An 18,426-nucleotide genomic window follows, 5' to 3' on the forward strand; every position below is an offset into this window, starting at 1 on the left:
CAAGATCGCCGCGAATACCTCTGGTCAATGCTGCTTAATCACCTCTTTGTGCTGAGTCGTCTGCAACCCGCCCAAGACCCCACGCGCTACCAGCATACGCTGCTGCTGGCCAGCTTGATCTGCAAGCGTCTGGATCGTTGGAGTCCAGGTGCATCCTGGCCCCCCACACGCTGGCCGGAGGTCCAGTGGCGAAACCCTAAGCCCGCTTCCATAGTACCCCAGTAGCCGGTCATGCTGAATAGTCCATGGGTCACGACCATTGTAGTGCCGACTTTAGGGAAGCAGAAATTGTTACGTATTCCAGCAACTTGTCATGCTGAATAGGACATGGGGCGCAGGCATCGTAGTGCCGACTTTAGTCGGCTGAGGTCTTTGGCAGCGATGGGAGCCGACTAAAGTTGGCACTACCTATGGCGTAAACAGGAACATTCCTACGAACCTTCGCTCAGGGTGACAAAGCAACGGGGTAATCAACAACATCCGCTTCCCTTAGTCGGCGGAGGTCTTTGGCAGCGATGGGAAGCCGACTAAAGTCGGCACTACCTACGGCGCAAACAGGAGCGTTCCTACGAACCTTCGCTCAGGGTGGCCAAGCAATGGGGCAATCAACAACCTCCGCTTCCCTAAAGTCGGCACTACCTACAGCGCAAACAGGAACGTTCTTACGAATCTTCTCTCAGGGTGGCTAAACAACGGGGCAATCAACAACCTCCGCTTCTCTTAGCGCAAAACAGCTTTGGGTTCGCTTTCACGCCAGCGCACGAGCCTCCGGCCCGCATGCGGGCCTGTAGGAACGTAACCAAACGGCGGTACCTTCGCCCCTCTCCCACAACGTGGGAGAGGGGACGGGGGTGAGGGCCATCATGGGCCTCCCAAAGACCTCTCAGTGTTCTCTATGCCTCTGTGGTGCAATCCTCTGCACCTCTACCAACGAAAACCGTATCTTTTAGCCCCGTTCAGCGGTACATGTAGTGAGAGCCTTTTTGCCAACAAGGAATCACTATGCACCAACCCGCTGCCAATTTTGATGGGGCTTGGAAGGAAGCCCTCGAACACTACCTGCCCGCATGTTTGGAATTACTCTTCCCCGAGGCCTACGCAGGAATCGACTGGACAAAGCCGGTCAAAGATGAGCCACTTGCCCTCTTGCAGATCAACCCAGAGGTGGGCAAGGGCAAGCAGTATGTAGATAAACTGGTCCGAGTGACCCGACTGGACGGCGAGCAGACGATCGTCTTTCTCCACATCGAGATCCAGGCGCAGCACGACGAAGCGTTTGCCGAGCGCATGTTCTGCTACAATACACGCCTCTTTGATTTTCACGAACTCGATATTGTAATAAGAGTTATAAATCTCTGCACACTTATAACTTCACAGCCATAAAAAAGCATCTGTCTGATAAGTTCGCTATCGCTCTTGAGATCATCATCACGACTAACCAGGTAGCGTGCTTCTCCTAGCATGGCGGTCTCAAGCACAAGGTCATCATCAGGATCACGACAGAGCTGAAGTTGACTTTGTGGTTCTACTATCAATGCACGCTCGTGAATAAGAGCAAGATAGTCACTAATGGTTGCAATGCTCAACCCATATTTACGCTGAATGCGAGGACGTGAAAGGACTTCAGCAAGTTCATCAAGCAAGCCCTGCGAGGTTACAACACGATAGCGTCCGTTACGCCAGGCTTCAATGGCTTGTGCAGGGTAACCCTTTGGGTTAAGCAGTGCTGAAACCCAAACATTGGTATCAATGAGAGCGACGATGCTCACGACGCGACTCCCTAGCTTCAGCGGCTGCGGCAGTAATATCGGCCTCGATCTCGTCGCCAGGCGGGAGATCGGTTCGTTCATGTTGGTTAATGAGCAATTGCTGGAGGCGCTGCTCCCAAGGTTGCGCGGCGCTGTGTAGGTAGCGACGCAGGGCTTCTGTCGCTAGTTGCTCTGGTGAGCGTTGCAGTTGTGTGGCGCGACGATAGAGCAATTCATAGAGATCGTTTGGTACCTCAATCTGATGGCTCATAGTTCCTCCCTCATTGCCGGACAGCGGGAGTATACGGGGTAACCTACGTTCCCCCGCAATTCTCTACCTAACTCATTGTACTAGTATAGCAGCACTGCTGCTTCCAAGCCGAGTCCCATGCTACAATGCGACAGATTGAACAGGAGGAGAACACCATGAGCTTACCGATGATTGGTCTTGAGAAGGAAGGCTACCTCCGGGGCCACGCTGACGGCCACGCTGATGGTCACGCCAAGGGCCACGCCGAGGGTCATGCCGAGGGCCAGCAGCAGTTGGTACTGCGCCTACTCAAGCGCAAGTTTGACCCGTTGAGTGATGCGCTTGAAGCGCAGGTTTTAGCACTCTCGCCATCGCTCCTCCTCAGCCTGAGTGAAGCCCTGCTTGACTTTACGACCAGCGCAGATCTGCAGGCATGGCTTCATGAGCATGCGTAGGGGCAGAGCTTGCGCTATACAAAAACTCTCTACCTGAAACTTAGGAAAAACCCATGTCTCAATCCAACGCCGATCTAGCCCGTCAAGGTGCCGTCGTTGCTGCACTCGGCAGCACCATCGCAATGAACGTCTTGGCCAATAAACTCCCCCTCAATGGCCAAACGACTGGTCAAATCTCCAATCGTTACCCACTCATGATCACCCCGCCGGGCTATGTATTTGGCATCTGGGGGCTGATCTACACTGGCCTAACTGCCTATGCGGTCTATCAGGCGCTACCAGCACGCCGCGACCAAGCGCGGCTACGGCGGATCGCCGCCCCCTTCATCGCTAGTTGTGCGGCGAATAGCGCATGGTTGGCGCTCTGGCACTACAATAAGACCAAGCTTACCGTGCCGGTGATGCTGGGCCTCTTGGCTTCGCTCATTACGATTGACCGGCGCATCGGCAAGGCCAGCCAGCTTTCGGCCAGTGACATCGCCTTTGTGCGTACACCCTTCAGCCTCTACCTGGGCTGGGTCAGTGTAGCAACCATCGTCAATATCACGGTGGCGCTCTACGATGCGGGCTGGGACGGCTTTGGTGCCCCACCCGAAGCGTGGACAGCGGGGCTGCTGGGTAGTGCTGGGAGCCTCGCAGCGATCATGGGCGTGAGCGAAGGCGATGTCCCCTTCCCCTTAGTTATTGCTTGGGCCAGCTCCGGGATCGCCCGCAAAAACGCCAAGACGCCCCTCGTAGCATCAATGGGCTGGGCGGTTACGGCCATTGGTATTCTGGCTGCCATCGCGGGCGTACTGGGGGGCAAACTGGAAGACCTGGAGGGTTAATAGTACACTATTTCTAAACGTTCACCATCCATCAACGACCATCAAAATTCACAAAGCGATAGCCTACGCCCCGCTCAGTCAGGATATACTTCGGGTTCGATGGATTCTGCTCAATCTTCTGGCGCAAGTAGGTAATATAGAGCCGCAGGTAGTGGTTCTCATCGCGGTACTCCGGGCCCCACACCTTCGAGAGCAGCATCTCGTGGGTCTGCACATAGCCCGCGTTCTGCACAAGATGGTAGAGTAGCCGGTATTCAGTGGGGCGTAGATTGACCCGCTCGCCATCTACCAGCACTTCGCGGCGGGCAAAATCAATGCTGAGGCGCGCATCAATCTGCACGAGGGTTTGGGGCACCGGAGGGGCACTATAGTGGCGACGCAAGACCGCCCGAATGCGACTGACTAGCTCACGGTGGCTGAAAGGTTTGCCGATATAATCATCGGCCCCTAACTCCAACCCACGCACACGATCATCCTCTTCGTCGCGGGCCGTAAGGATGAGTACCGGCACCTGCGAAAACTGCCGAATGCGCCGCAATGCCTCAAAACCATCCATAACCGGCATCATCACATCCAACAAGACAACATCGGGCATATGTTCGCGCACCTGCTCGACCGCCTCACGCCCATTGGTAGCGGTCGCAACACGCATGCCCTCCAACTCCAAATTGAGGCGCATGAAGCTCACCATGCGCGGCTCATCGTCCACCACAAGGACCAATTTGTCTTTTAGTTCTGACATGCCGTACACTAAGGGTTACTAAGCCTGCCCCTCGTTGGTTCGTTTCGTTCTGGTGCCGCAGCCGCCAAAACGAAAAAGAGCTTTGAGGGCGGCGAAGCCGCTCCCAACCCCCCCAGCGGGGGTATCAGCTTGATGCGGATAAGGTATTTTAGCAGGCAGGCGTGCGAAACTCAAATATTTGCTCACCTACCAACCCGAGGCGCTATGCAAATTCTGATTACAAACATCTTGTTGCTCACCATCGCCGGCGGCATTGGCTACTTGGTTGCCCAAGAGCGCCCACAATGGTTTGGCCCCGAAATCCGCCAACGGCTCTTCTTCTTAGGCTGGATTATTGCGCTCCTGTTGGCTGGGGCCATGCGTGCTGCGGCAATTGTCTATGGCCCCGGCGCAATGTTTAGCCTCCTCAGCCTGATCATCGGGTTTGGCCTTGGCATCTGGCTGGGATTGCGCCTCGCAGATCCCGACCGCCCCCGTGGACGGTAGTTTGCATTGACATCCCTCCCTCACTCCAAGTACCAGCGCTCGATATTCCAGTAGTAGCGTGGCGAATCGAGCGCAACCGGCCCATCGAGGCTGACCACCCGCTCGTTGAGCAGCACGGGCATGCGGTCGGCCCAGAGGAAGAGGTAGGGCAGATCGGCGGCGAGTTGGGCTTGGGCTTGGCTGATGGCGGCCCGTCGCTCGCTGATGTTGTAGAGTTGGCGTGCAACTTGGGCATGAGCATCATACTCAGGGCTGTTGTAACCTACAACGTTGCGCGTCGCCCGGCTGTCGGCTGGCCCTTGGTTCAGTTGGCTGGAATGGAAGAGCGCAAAGTCGTCGGGATCGTAGTAGGCTACATCGCCAAAGTTGGGGTCGCCTGCCCCGTTGAGCCAACTGCCTAAGAGTAGATCAAAGGCGAAGGGCGGCGCGTAGCGGGCCAAGATGACTGTGTCGAAGTCGCCGGGTTCAACCTGGATCTGCATGCCGATGCTTGCCCCAACCTCAGCAATTTGGCGTGCCGCCAAGAGCCGCCGCTCGTCATCGGCGCGGACATAGAGGCTCGCTGTGAGCGTGATGCCATCTTGCTCGCGGATGGTTGCCCCAGCGGGCAGTTGCCAGCCCGCCTCGTCAAGGAGCGCCCGCGCAGCATCTAGGTCGGCCCCTGGCGCAATCGTGCGGGTCATGTCGGCCCAACTTCCCGGCAGCGCACTCGAACTGATGGGGATGCCTTGGCCTTTGGTGGCCGCTTCAACCAGACGAGGTTGGTCTATGGCCAAGGCTAAGGCTTGACGCAGCAGCGGATCGGCAAAGGGCCGTTCCGGGCGCAAATTGAAGCCCAAGAAGTAGTAGCCATTTTCTGGGTAACTTGCTACGCGCACATTGGGTGGTGCCGGTTCGTGGCTGCTCCATGGCAGTTCGGCCAAGAGCAAACTGGTGTCCCCCAACGCTGCCATCGTCGCTTGGGCATCCGTACTCACCACAAAGCGCACCTGGTCGAGCAGCGGCGCACCATGATGGTACTGCTCGAAACGCTCAAACTGGTAGGCTTGCCCAGGCTGCGCTTCGCTAAGGCGAAAGGGCCCACTGCCCACCGGAATATCCCAGAAGTTCAGGCTATCAAACTCTTGATCCGCCAACAGATGGCTCGGTAGAATCGGCACACTCAGCGCGGCGAGGAGCGGCGCAAAGCGGCTGGTTAGGGTAAAGACCACCGTGGTACCATCATGAGCAACGGCCCCACTGATATAACGCAGGTCGGCCAGCAGCGCCGTACTAGTAGGCGGGAGCGCCCGTAGCCGTTCGAGGGTAAAGAGCACATCGGCAGCATCCAAGGGCGTGCCATCGTGCCATTGCAGATCGCTACGCAGCGTAAAGGTCAAGGTGCGCCCATCGGGTGTCGTTGCCCACTCCTCAGCCAAATCGGGCACAGGTTGGAGTTGGTCATCAAGGCGCATCAGCCCACTGTAGAGCATGGCGCTGATCTGCTCTTCGCCACGCGAACGGGGCTGCCAGGGCCGCAGGTCGGGCACATCGGCGGCAAGGCCAACGTTCAGCGTGCCCCCCCGTGGTAGCGGCGTCGCCGTGGGCGGCTCTGGCGTTGCGGTGGGCGGCGACGGCTCCGACGGAAGCGTACTTTCGCTTGGCTCGCTACAAGCAGTGAGCGCAAGGAAGAGCATGAGGGTCAAAGCAAGGCTGACCCAGAAGCTGCGTTGGGTTGGGCTAAAGCTCATAGCGGCCTATTCTAACCTCCAAACAGTGTTGCGGTTGCCACGCTCCAACCCTGTACGACCCTACTTGGCACGATGGCTTGACCAGTGTACACATATTCCGCGCGGTAATGACGCTCTTCTAAACAGAGCAACTCGATAGTTCTTGTTCCAGCGTCAACAATCCAATATTCGCGCACCCCGGCTGCGGCGTAGAGATCGCGCTTTTCACGGCGATCGTAGCTCGCAGTGCTTGGTGAGGTAATCTCGATCACAAGATCGGGCGGACCAACGATACGACGTGGGCTGATACTAGCGGCACTTGTGGCTAAGATTACCACAATATCAGGTTGAACCAACGTATGTGGCCCTAGTTCCACATCAATTGGCGCAGTGAAGACGCGCCCTCTCCCGGGTAGTTGTATGTGCTGCAGCAAATAGTAGGCGATCAACAGACTCGTAGCCTGATGATCAGGTGTTGGTGCAGGGGTCAAACGTAATACTCCATCCAACAACTCATAGCGTTGCCCATCGTTGGGCAACGCTTCATAGTCGGCCAAAGTCCATTGTCCGCTGTCGGGTACTGGCAGGTGGGTGGCTAATCCGGCAACAGGAAGAGTATCGCTTTGGGTCATAGGGGAAGGATACAGAAACGAGCAAATAGAAACTAGATGTGCGACATCAGGATGCGCTGAATGCGTCCAAACGGTAACATGGCATGAAATCATCCCTCTTGCGAGGATGGGTGAGGCGAAGAGGCGCGGGCTTCGCATCTTCGCGTCTTCGCAAACTGTAAAGTCGCCACGAACCATCCCGAACCCTACGGCTTGCGGATGCGCTCGCCGGTATAGGGATCGTACTGCCATTCGCCCGTCGGATCGCTGCTCGGCTGTTGCAACGAGGGGTGCTGCTGGCCATAGGGCAGGGTGCGTTGCAGAGGCATCACAATCCAAAGCACAATGTAGATCAGTGGGCTGATACCACTGAGTACAGCAACAACGAAGACGATACGAACAATGGTAGCATCAATGTTGAAGTAACTAGCCAAACCGCCACAGACACCACCGAAAATGCGATCATTGGCACTGCGAGCGAGACGCTGGTTCATGGTTGAACTCCTTCGTATGCTTGGGTAGGCCAGAGGGCCACTATCCATCTTATCCTAGCTATGTGACGTTGGCAAAATGCAAAAGTTGCATCCCTATGGGAAGGAACATAGAAAGTAGGAAAGAGAAAATAGGGAATAGCGCAGAAGTAACCCTATAGACCGTCGGGGCACGGTGCCACCGTACCCTCACCTGGTAGGTGTAACTCCAACAACATTGACGTAACCCTAGTCAACAGTTGCCGCCCCAACTTGTGCTACAATAGGCATGTTCAACGCAAATGATGGAGAATCTGGGCAAACGTATGAGTGACCAGAAAGCGGAAACTCCCGCCGTCGAAGCCGATGCGTTCGGGCTTGATGCCGTGCGCGAAGTTGTGCGCTTGATCGGCCAGACCGACATCACCGAGATTTTGATCGAGCGGGGCGATAACAAATTGCATGTGAAGCGTGGCTCGATGATTACTGCAGCGCAGCCGATCACCGTCGCACCGATGATGCAAACGCCTATGGCCCCAGCGCCCTTGCCGAGTGCGCAGATGCAACCAATGTTTGCACCAGCACCGGCAGCAGCCTCTGAGCAGCCTCCCGCTGAGGTGCCCGCAGGCCACACGATTACTGCACCGATGGTTGGCACCTTCTATGCCGCCCCTTCGCCCAAGGATGCGCCCTTTGTGCAAGAGGGCGATGAGGTGAAACCCGGCGATTCAATTGGCATCATTGAAGCCATGAAGATGATGAATGAGATCGAGTGTGATATTGCTGGCCGGGTGGTGCGTATCCTCATTAAAAATGGCCAGCCCGTTGAGTATGGCCAGCCGTTGATGGTGATCGAACCAGCCTAATACCATTGTCCGATTGCAGATTGTAGATTGCAGATTGCCGCACATGGCGTCCCAATGAGCTTTCGCGTTCTTGATGATACGGCATGTTCAAGGGTAATTGGTATCACTGGTGCAGTTCCACCACGTAGTCTTACGGGATGCGTTGGGAGAGCGCGGCTCTCCCAAGCGCCTACCCGAACCATAGGCAGTTACCTTGATGCACCAAGCACTCTCTGTCAGCGCTGTGGCTAGCTACCTGGGCGAGTTGCTTGAGGTTCATCCCCTGTTCAGCGATCTGTGGATTGAGGGTGAACTCTCGGAGTTTAAGCGCCACACTGCCTCCGGTCACTGCTATTTTAATTTGAAGGATGAAAACGCCCTGCTGCATGGGGTGATGTGGCGGAGTGATGCCGCTCGCCTGACCGCCTTGCCGAAGTCGGGCGACCGGGTGTTGGCCCATGGGCGGCTGGCTTTCTATAGCCCACGCGGTGATCTGCAGATCTATGTGGATCGCGTTGTGCCCGCTGGAGTTGGGTTGCTCTTTGCGCGCTTTAAGGAATTGAAAGCACGCCTTGAGGCCGAGGGGCTCTTTGCGCCTGAACGCAAACGTTCGTTGCCAACCTTGCCCCGCCGTATCTTGATTGTGACCGCCCCCGGCGGCGCGGCATTGCAGGATCTATTGACGATCCTTGGCCGCCGTTGCCCCCTCGTTACGGTCACAGTGGTACCCTGCCTTGTGCAGGGCGAGCGTGCGCCGGATAGTATTGTGGCGGCTCTCTACCGAGCCTACGCGCTTGGCGGCGATCTGCTTATCCTTGCCCGCGGCGGTGGCTCGCTTGAAGACCTCTGGGCCTTCAACGATGAGGCGGTGGCCCGCGCTATCTTTGCGAGTCCCATGCCGCTGATCAGTGGCGTGGGCCACGAGACCGACACGACCATTGCCGATTTTGTGGCCGATCTGCGCGCCCCCACCCCTTCGGCGGCGGCGGAGTTGGCCGTGCCCGACATGAATGAGTTGCGTGAGCATCTGCACTATACCCGTATGCGCCTTGATGGCTTGGTGCGCCAAGCTTTGCATAGCCGTCACAGTGCGCTCCAACGTGCGCGTACTACCGTAGAACGCTATGCCCCACGCCGTCGTCTGGCCCATGATCGCCAACAAGTGGATGACCAGGCCCGCCGCTTGCTCCATGCCACCCACATGGCTACCGAACGACGCCGCTTGGCGCTGCAAGGGCTGGTGGGGCGCTTGGAGGCCCTTAGCCCCCTGGCAACGCTCGCACGCGGCTATGCGGTGGTACGCCACGCCACCAGCGGTGCCGTCTTGACAAGCCCCCAAGAGGCCCCCTCAGGCACACCTCTACGCCTTACGCTGCGTGATGGCGATCTCGCTGCACTCGTTAGTTCAGATCAAGAGGATCACACCCGATGAACGATCCCACACCTGTTGATACCTACGAAACACTCTATATGCGCCTCCAAGAGGTGGTTGCACAACTTGAGACTGGCGAATTAGCACTGGCCGAAACCCTCAAACTCTATGAGCAGGGTACGTTACTTGCCGCCGAATGTCAGCGTCTGCTCGACAACGCCGAGTTGCGGATTGTGCAGTTGCAAGCCGGTGAGGGGCAAGGGAAGGATGCGGAAACGAGGAAGTAGGAAAGTAGGAAAGTAGGATACTGGATATTAGATACAGTCTTGAGGCATCCAAGGTATTCTGAAGCCTCAGCCCTATTTCCCATTTCCTATTTCCTAATTATGCAAACTACTATGCGCGTCCCCGAGATTTACCACCGCTACCCTCGTTTTACGACGAATCTCATAGCATGGCTGCCAGCCTTGTTGCTGGTGGTTGCGCTAGGGAATCTGGGTGTTCACATCCTACGTGGACTGTGGGATATCTTTGGGCGCGATCCGAGTCTGCTTGAGCCTGAGTTCCCGCTGAGTGGCTTGGTTACGCTCATTGATGGCCAGCCACGCCCCCAGGCGACGAATATCTATGAGCTTGCGCCTACTCTGCTTGGCCCGTTCTTGTGGACTGGTGTGGCGCTGTTGCTTGCGCTCTACCTGCGCAATGCGCTGCCAGCCATTCGGAGTAGCCATGTGGGGCTGTTGGTTGAATTTGCCGGTTCGTGGCTGCCTTTGCGCTGGGAGGAGTTGCGCCTGCTGCGAGTAACCCAAGATCGCGCCGGGGAACGCTTCATTATTCTGGCTGAAGCGCAACCAGGTAAGTTGACCAATTGGCACCGTTTGTATGGGCTGATCTATGGTTTGCGTTGGCAGCCGGGTTTTCTGATCAGTTCCCAGATTAGCCAGTTTGAGCAATTGGTCGAGACGATTCTGACCCAGAGTGAACGGACGGCCCGGGCTCTCGATGGGGTTGATCCGGTGCAACTGCGTGAAGATCTGCGTTCGCCCTTTTTTCAACTCTTGCTGGGGCCCGCTGCGCTGGTCGCCGGTACGCAACCTAAAGCCCAGGCACCTACCGCCACCACAACTACGTCGAATACGTCGGAACTACCTGCTGGCCCGGTCGCGGCGCACTATCCGCCCAAGTTCAATCTGGTGTTGCAAAGCGTCACTACGTTGCTTAGCCTGGCTCTGCTGGTGAGCTACCTGAGCTATTGGGTGCGCTTTTTGGCCTTGAGCGTGCCGGCCCTGCGCTCCTTCTGGCCCTTTAGTAGCGTAGCGAACAACGCGAACTATGCCCAACTCTTGCATGCCTATCCAGACCAAGCGGTGCCCTTCTGGGGCGTCGAAGCGGGTCTGCCCGCCCCGTGGTGGCTCTTGGTGGCAGCCCATCTGATGCTGCTCTTGGGCTTGCCGCTGCTCTTCTGGGTGCGTTCGCTGCTGCCGAGCCTCGAGGCACGCGATGAAGGGATGTTCATCCGTGGCAGCCTGGGTGATCGCGGGCGCTTGGTGCCTTGGAGCCAAGTCACAGACTTAAAGGCTACCGAGATCAACGAGCAGAGCCAAGTGGTGCTGCTGCAATCGCCGCGTATGCCGGTTGCCGCACGGCTCAGTGGGCTGCTCTATGATGGCAGTAACACCCCCGGTGTCCTGATTGCCTCGCAGATCAACAACTTCGAGCCGCTGCTCGGCGAGGCGCTGCACCAGCTTGCGCCCCTCGAAGAGACTGAAGGCCAACCGCCAATCTTGCAACAAGAGGCGCGCTCGTGGCTGCTGTGGCTGATGCTGGATCGTGGGGCTGCAATCCATGCACTGGTGAACGAGGCGCGCGCCACGATGGAGTCGCAGACATTTGAGTTGAAGCGTGCCCTGCACAGTGCCATTCCGCTGATCCTTATCGCGCTCATGCCGGCGCTCTTGTTTGCAGTCACCAGCCTCTTGGCCGCCAGCCCGCCCAGCTTGTGGTTGCTCGTCGCCGTTTTGTTCCTCTGGTTCTTTGCACTGCTCGAATGGCCCCTGTTTAGCCAACTTTCCATGCTGCTCGATCAGAAGAGCGACGGCGGCTATGAGGGCGCACGGGCCTACTACCTCTACCCACTCAGCCAACTGCCGCGCCTCTTGCCCCTCTTGGTGGCTCTGCTGCTCCAGATCATCGGCGTACCACTCTTGCCCATCCTGCTCTGGATTGGGGCCACCGTCTGGGCCTTCATGCTCACCAGTGCGCTCTGTAAGGAACTGTATGGCTGGGAGGGTAACCAGTTGCTCCTTGGGGGCTTGCTGCCTGTCGTTTGGCAGTTGTTGTTGTTGATTGTTTATCTTGTGCTTGGAATGTAAGGTTTTTTTCGTAACCAAGTTACGCTTGTTAACGACTGCGCCACCCTTAGTCAGTTATAGAGTTTTTGTAGAGATGCAGAGGATTGAACCACAGAGACACAGAGAACACAGAGGAATTTGTAGCAAAGCAACCACTTGTTGGCACTACCTCCAATACAATACCTCTGTGTCCTCGGTGCCTCTGTGGTTCAATCCTCATGTACCTCTTCACCGAGAGGAGTTAGCCACATGCAACGTACTGTTGTTCGTACCACACATGCGCCAGCCGCTATTGGGCCATACTCGCAGGCCATTGTGGCTGGCGGGATGGTCTTTGTTTCCGGGCAATTGCCAGTGGATGCGCAGACCGGCGAGATGGAAGCGGGGGACATTAGGGCGATGACGCGGCGTATCTTTGCCAATCTTGAGGCGGTGCTTGAGGCTGCGGGTACGTCGTTGGCCCATGTCGTGAAGATGACCGTCTTTTTGGCCGATATGGACGATTTTCAGGCTATGAATAGCGTCTACGCCGAGTTCTTCCCCGAAAACCCACCGGCCCGCTCAACGGTGCAGGTGGCCCGTTTGCCCCGCGATGCGCGGATTGAGATTGAGGCGATTGCCTTGCATCCATGAAAAGCGTATCTTTTGGGCCTCTCAAACGGTAGATCATGTAGAGCATCTATTACGGAGGCCCATGATGAGTTCTGAGTCCACTTCGAAACGCCATTATCGGATTGTTCTGCTGTTGGTGGCCCTCTTGATCCTGTTGGTTGGGGTGGCGTGGTTTCAGCAACCTGATGGACGTATGCACGTCTATATGTTGCAGACATCGGGTGATGCGTTGCTCATCCAGACGCCGGGGGGCCGTTTTGTGTTGCTGGATGGGGGTGGTGATGCCAGTCAGCTTACGCTGGTGTTGGGTCAGTTGCTGCCCTTCTGGCAACGTGAGTTGCACACGGTCATTTTGACCACACCAAGCGGGCGGCATATCGGCGGGCAGGTGGCCGCCATGGCCCGTTACCAGCCTGTTTTGGCTCTTGCGCCGCCTGAGTTGGGCCGCAGTGGGGCTGCGGGCGAGTGGCGGCGGCTGGCGGCCCAAGGCACGCTGCGGCCCCTTGCGGCTGGCCAGCGCCTTGAGTTGGACGGTGCAAGCCTGATGGTTCTGGAAGTTACTGCGGGCGAGCAGGGGGGCGCAGTGTTGCTCTTGAGCTATGGGGCTACGCGGGTACTCTTCCACACCGGCGGCAGTGCGGGCGATAGCGCTGCACTGGCGTTGGTAGGGCGGCCCCTTGATCTGCTCGTCTATCCGTGGCAGCGCAACCCCGCCCTGATGTCCGAATTGCGCCCGCGTGCTATGTTCATGAGCGAGAGCTACAGCGCCCCTAGCCCGGTGCTGCTCAGCTTTGCCGAGCGTCGCCGCTTTAGCCCCCAGGTCTTCCATCCCAAGGCCGATGGGCAACTCCAGTTTACCAGTGATGGGCGGCGGGTAACGCTGAAGAGTGAGGGGTGAGAGCTTTCAGTTATAGCGTTTTTGCAGAGATGCAGAGAATTGAACCACAGAGACACCGAGAAATTTATAGCAAGAGATGGTCTCAGAAACGGCCTTTCAGCTTTACCGTTGGAGTGCCGACGTTAGTCGGCGTCCAATCAGCTTTACCGACGGAGTGCCGACGTTAGTCGGCATCCAACGGCAGTCTACGACCTCAGCCGACTAACGTCGGCACTCCAACGGCAACCAAACGGTAAAGTGTCATGAAACCATCCCCAAAGCAACCACCTACTTCCACACCAACCCCTCTGTGCTCTCTGTGCCTCTGTGGTTCAATCCTCTGTACCTCTCTCACCTCACGCATCCTCGCCGGATGCAGGGCGCGCCTGCCGCAACAGACGCAACCCCTCTAGGCGCAACAGATCGGGAAAGAGCGCAGTGTAGATGTTGCAATAGGGCGATTTGACATCAGTACGCCCGGTGGCGCGTAGGGTGGCGATGGGGCAGCCGCCACCACACCAGTAGCGCCAGTCACATTCGCGGCAGCCGGCCTTCTCGTTCACCGGCACGCCCAACGGCAGTTGGCGATCCTCACGGATGGCACTGAGCGGATCAGGGTGGGTTAGATCGGCCACTGGCTGATCAAGTACCATCTGACATGCGGCGATGCGCCCTTCATGGTCAATCACCATGTAGTCTTTGCCTGCGGCACAAGCCCCCCCGTGAGCATAGCTCAGGTCGGCACGGTCGAGTAGCGTGCCAAGCACACTCCAACGCGGCGGGTTGGCGGCCACGGTGGCATACATGGCGCGCATGCCTTCAATCAACTGCTGCTCCTCTGCCATGAGCGCACTGCGTTCGCGGCTGCATGCCTGGCTGCGCGCAAAGCTCACCGTAAAGGGCAAGCCACGCTCCAGCAGCCACGCCACCAGTTCGGGGGCTGCGCCAATGTTCGCGCCAGTGACCGTTATGGCGACTGTGGGCGTGAGGCCAGCGGCGCAGGCGTTCTCGATTCCGGCACGCACCGCTGCCGCCGAACCGGCCCCGCGCAGATCGGGGCGTTGGGCATCGTGGCTGAGTGCCAAACCATCAAGCGAGATGGTAAGCCCTAGCCCCAACTCACGCAGACGCGCCACACGCACCGGGTTCAGCATCGTCCCATTGGTGAGCAGGGTGGCCTGCAAGCCTAGCCCCGCCGCACGACAACGCGCCTGGGCGTAGCTCTGGGCTTCAGCTACAGTATCCAAGGCCATGAGCGGCTCACCACCGGCATACTTGATCGCCACCTCACGATACCCATGGCGCAAAGCCGCATCCACCAAGGCATCAATAGCCCCATAGGCGGTTGCCGTCTTCATCCGGGCCGTCGTCTTTTGGATATAGCAGTAGCTACAACGCAAATTGCATGCATTGGTCATATGCAGCCATGCGCTCAAGACGGGCGACGCTGCTGGCTCTGGGATACGTGGCTTGGCGGAGCTAACCAACAGGCCCATAGCGGCCAAGGCGTGTAACGAACCAGCCACACTGCTCAATGTCTCAGCATGATCAAGGGGCAGACGCTGCAGCAGGGCCAGCGCAGCCTGGTTCAATACCGCCACATGGCTGAGCGAAGGCACAAAGGCAACCACATGCTCCTCATCGAGCGGCATGGTACGTAGCAACGGATGGGGACGCAGCCACTCGAGCGGCAAAGTGGGGCGTAGATGCAGAGTGGGTTGCGCTGATAGCGGACGGGCCAGCATACAATCGTTGATTGCATGCGGCGGTGGTTGGGGAATAAGGATCTGCACCATGAATCTATCCGGGTATCAGCAGGGTTGGTATGGGGAGGGCGTTAGCCCTTCTCACACCTATAAACGCAAGGTACCCGACTAGATTCGCTTATAGAAAACGTTAAATCCCGAAGAGATCGCGGTCGCTAATGGTTTGGGCCACTTGTTCGAGCAGGCGATCAACCAGGATTGCCGCGCCAGCCGAAACCCGCATCTGTGCTGCTGCTGTCGCCGTTGTTTGCCGGAGTGCCTGTACGCTGGCCGCATCATTGAGCTTGAGCAGCCTGCGCCGGGCCAATTCGCGGAAATTGATGATCGGCGCTGTTTCGGGCGAAAAGGCAAAGAGGCCACTAAAGGCGCGCAGTAGATGCGTACAACCGACCTCATAGCGGGCCTGGCCAAAGGCAACCAAAGCATACTGCAATTCAATCTGAGCGAAACGCAGCCAATAGATGCGCAACTCGCGCGTCGCTTCTGCCTCATAGAAACCCTGCGGGTCGCGCAGATTTGGGGGCAACAGCAAGCGGGCCTCATCGAGCAGGGCAAGCGCCTGGGCATACTCGCCTTGGTCATTCAAGACCGACGCCGTCGCCTCAAGCAGGCTACAACGCAGCACCTGGGGCGTCTGGCTGGTGGTTAGCGTCTGGGCCTCCGCGAGGATCGCCAAGCTCTCGCTGCGCTGGGCGGCACAATGCTCGCCGCGATACTCAAGATCGCGTGCCCAATCCCGCAGTGCGCGGGCGAGGGCAGCGCGCACCTCAACCCGGCGGGTCAGTTCACCTTCAGCATCAAAGGCACGGATCGCTTCGCGGTAGGCTTGATCCGCCAGATCATACTCGCCATCGCGCTGCACCGGATCGCCACACGACTCTGCAATGCGACTGCGAATTCGCCCCATGGCATTACCATTGAGCGCCTTCGCACGCAGGCTATCAAAGCGGGCCAAGAGCCGTTGGGCCTCTAGCACACAGTGCAGTGCCCGCTCATTCTGGCCCAAATCGGCAAAAATCTGCGCCTGCACATTGTAGGTTATGCCCACTCGATAGACAATCCCCGTGCGCGTCACCAAATCAAGGGCCCGTTCCAAGGAGATCAAGCCACGCTGCGAATCGCCCTGGCGGCTCAAGGCATAGCCCAAATTGGTAAGCGTCACCGCTTGCAAACTCTCAACTTCCGGGCCAAGCTGGCGGTAGAGCAGGATCGCCTCACTATACTTGGTAATTGCACTCTCCAAGCGATCATGGGTACGCTCAAAATAGCCCCAATAGTTATAGGCATTGGCTAGAATCAGCCGCGCATAGGCCGCATCAAGATCATCGGTGGAGGCAGTTTGGATCACCTCAAGCAGGGTATCACGGAGCAACTGATAGTTGGCGTTAATTTGGGAACCACGCGGAGCCTTCTCGGCAATATAAATCTCAGCCTGAAGCTGTGCCGCCTCAAGATCACAGCGGGCCAGCACATAGGCATCATAGATCGTGCGGTAACGCTCACGCACACGCTCGGCAATCCGGATCGCATCCATGTAGCTATCGGCCCCCGGCACATGGGCATTGATCCGCCGCGAAATCCAGCGGATACCATCCTCGTAGACGATCCGCTCCCATGTTAGATTGCACAATTGCAAATGCGCCCGATAGCGCTCACCCCATTTGGTGTGCGGTTCAAAAAAACGTGCCAACTCATCTTGTAATTGTGCGTCAAAATCATGATCACGAGCAGCAATCGCGTAACTCTGCAACTCACGGTAGCTCTGGTAACCCTGTTGCGGATTGAGTGCCAACTGGTAGAAGAGACGTTCAATCTTGAGACTCTGGAGCCGTTGCTGCAGCTTGGCATAGCTGAGTGGCGAGCCGTTGGCGCTCAGTTCCAGTTCGTCCTGCAGCCGCCCGATACGGGTCTGGAGCAGTTCATTGGTACGGGCAATCTCCTCATTGAGGTAGCTAATCGCGGTACGCCACCAGATCGCCGTCTGTTGGGCGCCAATTTTATCCAACAAGAGCTCATACAGTTCATCGTGGAGCATAAGTTCATGCTCACCGACACGTTTCACAAAGACCAACTGGGCGAAGGTCTCTAGTTGAGCCGCAAGCTCACTTGCAGACAAATGGCTATCTTCACTGGCCACAATGCGTTCGAGCAAGCCCCCGCGCAAGCCCTTGCGCAGATAGACCGCCCGGGCCAGCATTTGGGCAATCTCGGGGCGACGCATAAACAGATCACCAACGATCAAGGCCACAAAGCGCTCACTCAGCGTCTCGCGGTAGTGCAACGCTTCAGCATCAAAACCCGCTGGCAGAGCACTCAAATCGATCCATTCATGCTGACTACAAGCCAAGGCAATCGCCAGCAGAACCGGACGCCCGGCACTAATGGTGTGTAAAACCTCAATCTGCTGCTGATCGAAATCAATCAGTTCTGCAAACTCACTCTTAACATACGACGTCGTCTCCTCAAGCGTAAACGGCGTGACCGCAACCACCGTTAATGCCGCACCAAGGGTCGCAGCAAAGAGCTGACGCTGCCGCTCGCGCGGTCGTCCGGCCATCAAGACCGTCGTATTGGGCAGACGGGCCAACAACTGTGCCAGCCAGCCTTCAAGGCGCCCAAGCTCACGAAAGTCAAACTCAGCCGCTTCGGGAATAGCGGGATGGAGCTTTTCGAGCGTATCGAGCAGCAGCACGAGACGCACCCGATCCGCGAGGCTCTGATACTCTTGGAGAAAGACCTGCTCCAAAGTTTGGCGTTGATCCTCAGAGGATTCACCCATACGGGCATAGAAATGTTCCAACGCGGCGCTAAAGCTGGCAAAATGGTTACCCGCCAGTTGCTGCTGCTCGGCGGCAGCCTGAAGCTGACTAGCGATACTCAAGAGCAACCGCGCCTGGCCTTGGTGGCTGGTCAGGTAGAGATCCAAAACGTCCGTACAGAGCAAGTCTGGGCGTCCAACACACAACTGGCGCGCCTCAGCCAGCAAGCGCGTCTTGCCAATCCCACCTGGCCCTTCAAAGAGCACCACCCTAACCTGATCGGCAGGGCCATCTAGCGCATCGAGCATCACCGTCTGCTCGTGCGCTCGTCCGATAAGCCTGCGGGCAGTGCGTAGATATTCCTCCGGGTGAGGGGCCATGCCTGCTTCCTTGATGTCTTGTGACCTGCGAAGAACTTTTTGTTAGAGACTGTCTGAAAAATCTATGAACTGGCGTTGGGGTGCCGGCTTCAGCCGGCTAAAGCCGGCACTCCAACGCGTGCCCACTAGCTTTTCAGACAGCTTCTTAGGGATGGTTTCAGAAACG

The 18,426-nt window shown here is 57.5% G+C and carries 20 protein-coding genes; 12 read left to right on the forward strand and 8 right to left on the reverse strand.

The features are described 5' to 3' along the window. On the forward strand, window positions 1–225 hold a 225-nt coding region (locus CJ255_RS23680), incomplete at its 5' end, for a hypothetical protein (RefSeq protein WP_165774768.1). A 777-nt stretch (window positions 226–1,002) separates the two neighbouring features. Beyond that, on the forward strand, window positions 1,003–1,383 hold the full coding sequence (locus CJ255_RS22925; protein ID WP_124681981.1) for an RpnC/YadD family protein: 381 nt from the start codon (window positions 1,003–1,005) through the stop codon (window positions 1,381–1,383). Here the strand turns inward: CJ255_RS22925 and CJ255_RS16700 are convergent. Together CJ255_RS16700 and CJ255_RS23685 are read right to left on the reverse strand one after the other, a co-directional pair. After that, window positions 1,320–1,769 (reverse strand): putative toxin-antitoxin system toxin component, PIN family, encoded by a 450-nt coding sequence (locus tag CJ255_RS16700; RefSeq protein WP_165774769.1) that lies wholly within the window; start codon window positions 1,767–1,769, stop codon window positions 1,320–1,322. The two genes, CJ255_RS22925 and CJ255_RS16700, sit on opposite strands and share 64 nt — an antisense overlap. Then, window positions 1,747–2,019 (reverse strand): hypothetical protein, encoded by a 273-nt coding sequence (locus CJ255_RS23685; RefSeq protein ID WP_165774770.1) that lies wholly within the window; start codon window positions 2,017–2,019, stop codon window positions 1,747–1,749. The genes CJ255_RS16700 and CJ255_RS23685 overlap by 23 nt, the downstream gene beginning before the upstream one ends. 155 nt (window positions 2,020–2,174) lie before the next feature. Between CJ255_RS23685 and CJ255_RS16705 the strand changes: the two genes are divergently transcribed. After that, window positions 2,175–2,453, forward strand: a complete 279-nt coding sequence (locus CJ255_RS16705) for a DUF4351 domain-containing protein (protein ID WP_165774771.1) — start codon at window positions 2,175–2,177, stop codon at window positions 2,451–2,453. Between the two features lie 53 nt (window positions 2,454–2,506). Continuing rightward, window positions 2,507–3,280 carry a TspO/MBR family protein gene (locus CJ255_RS16710; protein WP_097645238.1) on the forward strand — a complete coding sequence of 258 codons (774 nt, stop codon included), beginning with the start codon at window positions 2,507–2,509 and terminating at the stop codon, window positions 3,278–3,280. A gap of 31 nt (window positions 3,281–3,311) precedes the next feature. Here the strand turns inward: CJ255_RS16710 and CJ255_RS16715 are convergent, their stop codons facing one another. Next, window positions 3,312–4,022: a response regulator transcription factor gene (locus CJ255_RS16715; RefSeq protein ID WP_097645239.1), complete on the reverse strand. Its 711-nt coding sequence runs from the start codon at window positions 4,020–4,022 to the stop codon at window positions 3,312–3,314. Between the two features lie 204 nt (window positions 4,023–4,226). Here CJ255_RS16715 and CJ255_RS16720 point away from each other — a divergent pair, with 204 nt between their 5' ends. Continuing rightward, window positions 4,227–4,508, forward strand: coding sequence for a hypothetical protein (locus CJ255_RS16720; protein WP_097645240.1), 282 nt, complete (start codon window positions 4,227–4,229; stop codon window positions 4,506–4,508). 20 nt (window positions 4,509–4,528) lie between these two features. On the opposite strand, the gene CJ255_RS16725 is transcribed toward CJ255_RS16720, so the two are convergent. The 3 genes from CJ255_RS16725 to CJ255_RS16735 all read right to left on the reverse strand — a co-directional run bounded on the left by CJ255_RS16725 (window position 4,529) and on the right by CJ255_RS16735 (window position 7,322). Beyond that, the gene (locus CJ255_RS16725; RefSeq protein ID WP_097645241.1) at window positions 4,529–6,238 is read right to left on the reverse strand and encodes a peptide ABC transporter substrate-binding protein; all 1,710 of its coding nucleotides are present in this window, start codon (window positions 6,236–6,238) and stop codon (window positions 4,529–4,531) included. Window positions 6,239–6,249: 11 nt separating this feature from the next. Next, entirely contained in the window at window positions 6,250–6,849 is a 600-nt protein-coding gene (locus tag CJ255_RS16730; RefSeq protein WP_097645242.1) for a Uma2 family endonuclease, read from the reverse strand. Between the two features lie 185 nt (window positions 6,850–7,034). Beyond that, window positions 7,035–7,322 carry a PspC domain-containing protein gene (locus CJ255_RS16735; RefSeq protein WP_097645243.1) on the reverse strand — a complete coding sequence of 96 codons (288 nt, stop codon included), beginning with the start codon at window positions 7,320–7,322 and terminating at the stop codon, window positions 7,035–7,037. Window positions 7,323–7,624: 302 nt separating this feature from the next. Here CJ255_RS16735 and accB point away from each other — a divergent pair, with 302 nt between their 5' ends. From accB to CJ255_RS24720, 7 genes are all read left to right on the forward strand, one after another. Further along, the gene (accB, locus tag CJ255_RS16740; protein WP_245863509.1) at window positions 7,625–8,164 is read left to right on the forward strand and encodes an acetyl-CoA carboxylase biotin carboxyl carrier protein; all 540 of its coding nucleotides are present in this window, start codon (window positions 7,625–7,627) and stop codon (window positions 8,162–8,164) included. Between the two features lie 196 nt (window positions 8,165–8,360). Beyond that, window positions 8,361–9,575: an exodeoxyribonuclease VII large subunit gene (xseA, locus tag CJ255_RS16745; RefSeq protein WP_097645245.1), complete on the forward strand. Its 1,215-nt coding sequence runs from the start codon at window positions 8,361–8,363 to the stop codon at window positions 9,573–9,575. Further along, window positions 9,572–9,802: an exodeoxyribonuclease VII small subunit gene (gene xseB, locus CJ255_RS16750; RefSeq protein ID WP_097645246.1), complete on the forward strand. Its 231-nt coding sequence runs from the start codon at window positions 9,572–9,574 to the stop codon at window positions 9,800–9,802. Before xseA ends, xseB begins: the two co-directional genes overlap by 4 nt. A gap of 111 nt (window positions 9,803–9,913) precedes the next feature. Then, on the forward strand, window positions 9,914–11,887 hold the full coding sequence (locus CJ255_RS16755) for a hypothetical protein (protein ID WP_097645247.1): 1,974 nt from the start codon (window positions 9,914–9,916) through the stop codon (window positions 11,885–11,887). Window positions 11,888–12,115: 228 nt separating this feature from the next. Then, window positions 12,116–12,499: a RidA family protein gene (locus CJ255_RS16760; protein ID WP_097645248.1), complete on the forward strand. Its 384-nt coding sequence runs from the start codon at window positions 12,116–12,118 to the stop codon at window positions 12,497–12,499. A 61-nt stretch (window positions 12,500–12,560) separates the two neighbouring features. Then, window positions 12,561–13,376 carry a ComEC/Rec2 family competence protein gene (locus tag CJ255_RS16765; RefSeq protein ID WP_245863510.1) on the forward strand — a complete coding sequence of 272 codons (816 nt, stop codon included), beginning with the start codon at window positions 12,561–12,563 and terminating at the stop codon, window positions 13,374–13,376. 76 nt (window positions 13,377–13,452) lie between these two features. Next, window positions 13,453–13,581 (forward strand): hypothetical protein, encoded by a 129-nt coding sequence (locus tag CJ255_RS24720; RefSeq protein WP_281257218.1) that lies wholly within the window; start codon window positions 13,453–13,455, stop codon window positions 13,579–13,581. 130 nt (window positions 13,582–13,711) lie between these two features. On the opposite strand, the gene CJ255_RS16770 is transcribed toward CJ255_RS24720, so the two are convergent. Beyond that, window positions 13,712–15,151 carry a radical SAM/SPASM domain-containing protein gene (locus CJ255_RS16770; RefSeq protein WP_097645250.1) on the reverse strand — a complete coding sequence of 480 codons (1,440 nt, stop codon included), beginning with the start codon at window positions 15,149–15,151 and terminating at the stop codon, window positions 13,712–13,714. A 100-nt stretch (window positions 15,152–15,251) separates the two neighbouring features. Then, a complete protein-coding gene (locus CJ255_RS16775) occupies window positions 15,252–18,260 on the reverse strand; it encodes an NACHT domain-containing protein (protein ID WP_124681982.1) in 3,009 nt (1,002 codons plus the stop codon). Window positions 18,261–18,426 lie beyond the last annotated feature (166 nt).

Origin of the sequence: Candidatus Viridilinea mediisalina (assembly GCF_002532535.1) — a bacterium.
Lineage (GTDB): Bacteria > Chloroflexota > Chloroflexia > Chloroflexales > Chloroflexaceae > Viridilinea > Viridilinea mediisalina.

Coding starts and splice junctions, on each gene's coding strand:
- CJ255_RS22925 (WP_124681981.1), top strand. CDS start 1,003: ATGCACCAACCCGCTGCCAATTTTGATGGGGCTTGGAAGGAAGCCCTC.
- CJ255_RS23685 (WP_165774770.1), bottom strand. CDS start 2,019: ATGAGCCATCAGATTGAGGTACCAAACGATCTCTATGAATTGCTCTAT.
- CJ255_RS16705 (WP_165774771.1), top strand. CDS start 2,175: ATGAGCTTACCGATGATTGGTCTTGAGAAGGAAGGCTACCTCCGGGGC.
- CJ255_RS16710 (WP_097645238.1), top strand. CDS start 2,507: ATGTCTCAATCCAACGCCGATCTAGCCCGTCAAGGTGCCGTCGTTGCT.
- CJ255_RS16715 (WP_097645239.1), bottom strand. CDS start 4,022: ATGTCAGAACTAAAAGACAAATTGGTCCTTGTGGTGGACGATGAGCCG.
- CJ255_RS16720 (WP_097645240.1), top strand. CDS start 4,227: ATGCAAATTCTGATTACAAACATCTTGTTGCTCACCATCGCCGGCGGC.
- CJ255_RS16725 (WP_097645241.1), bottom strand. CDS start 6,238: ATGAGCTTTAGCCCAACCCAACGCAGCTTCTGGGTCAGCCTTGCTTTG.
- CJ255_RS16730 (WP_097645242.1), bottom strand. CDS start 6,849: ATGACCCAAAGCGATACTCTTCCTGTTGCCGGATTAGCCACCCACCTG.
- CJ255_RS16735 (WP_097645243.1), bottom strand. CDS start 7,322: ATGAACCAGCGTCTCGCTCGCAGTGCCAATGATCGCATTTTCGGTGGT.
- accB (WP_245863509.1), top strand. CDS start 7,625: ATGAGTGACCAGAAAGCGGAAACTCCCGCCGTCGAAGCCGATGCGTTC.
- xseA (WP_097645245.1), top strand. CDS start 8,361: ATGCACCAAGCACTCTCTGTCAGCGCTGTGGCTAGCTACCTGGGCGAG.
- xseB (WP_097645246.1), top strand. CDS start 9,572: ATGAACGATCCCACACCTGTTGATACCTACGAAACACTCTATATGCGC.
- CJ255_RS16755 (WP_097645247.1), top strand. CDS start 9,914: ATGCGCGTCCCCGAGATTTACCACCGCTACCCTCGTTTTACGACGAAT.
- CJ255_RS16760 (WP_097645248.1), top strand. CDS start 12,116: ATGCAACGTACTGTTGTTCGTACCACACATGCGCCAGCCGCTATTGGG.
- CJ255_RS16765 (WP_245863510.1), top strand. CDS start 12,561: ATGATGAGTTCTGAGTCCACTTCGAAACGCCATTATCGGATTGTTCTG.
- CJ255_RS24720 (WP_281257218.1), top strand. CDS start 13,453: ATGGTCTCAGAAACGGCCTTTCAGCTTTACCGTTGGAGTGCCGACGTT.
- CJ255_RS16770 (WP_097645250.1), bottom strand. CDS start 15,151: ATGGTGCAGATCCTTATTCCCCAACCACCGCCGCATGCAATCAACGAT.
- CJ255_RS16775 (WP_124681982.1), bottom strand. CDS start 18,260: ATGGCCCCTCACCCGGAGGAATATCTACGCACTGCCCGCAGGCTTATC.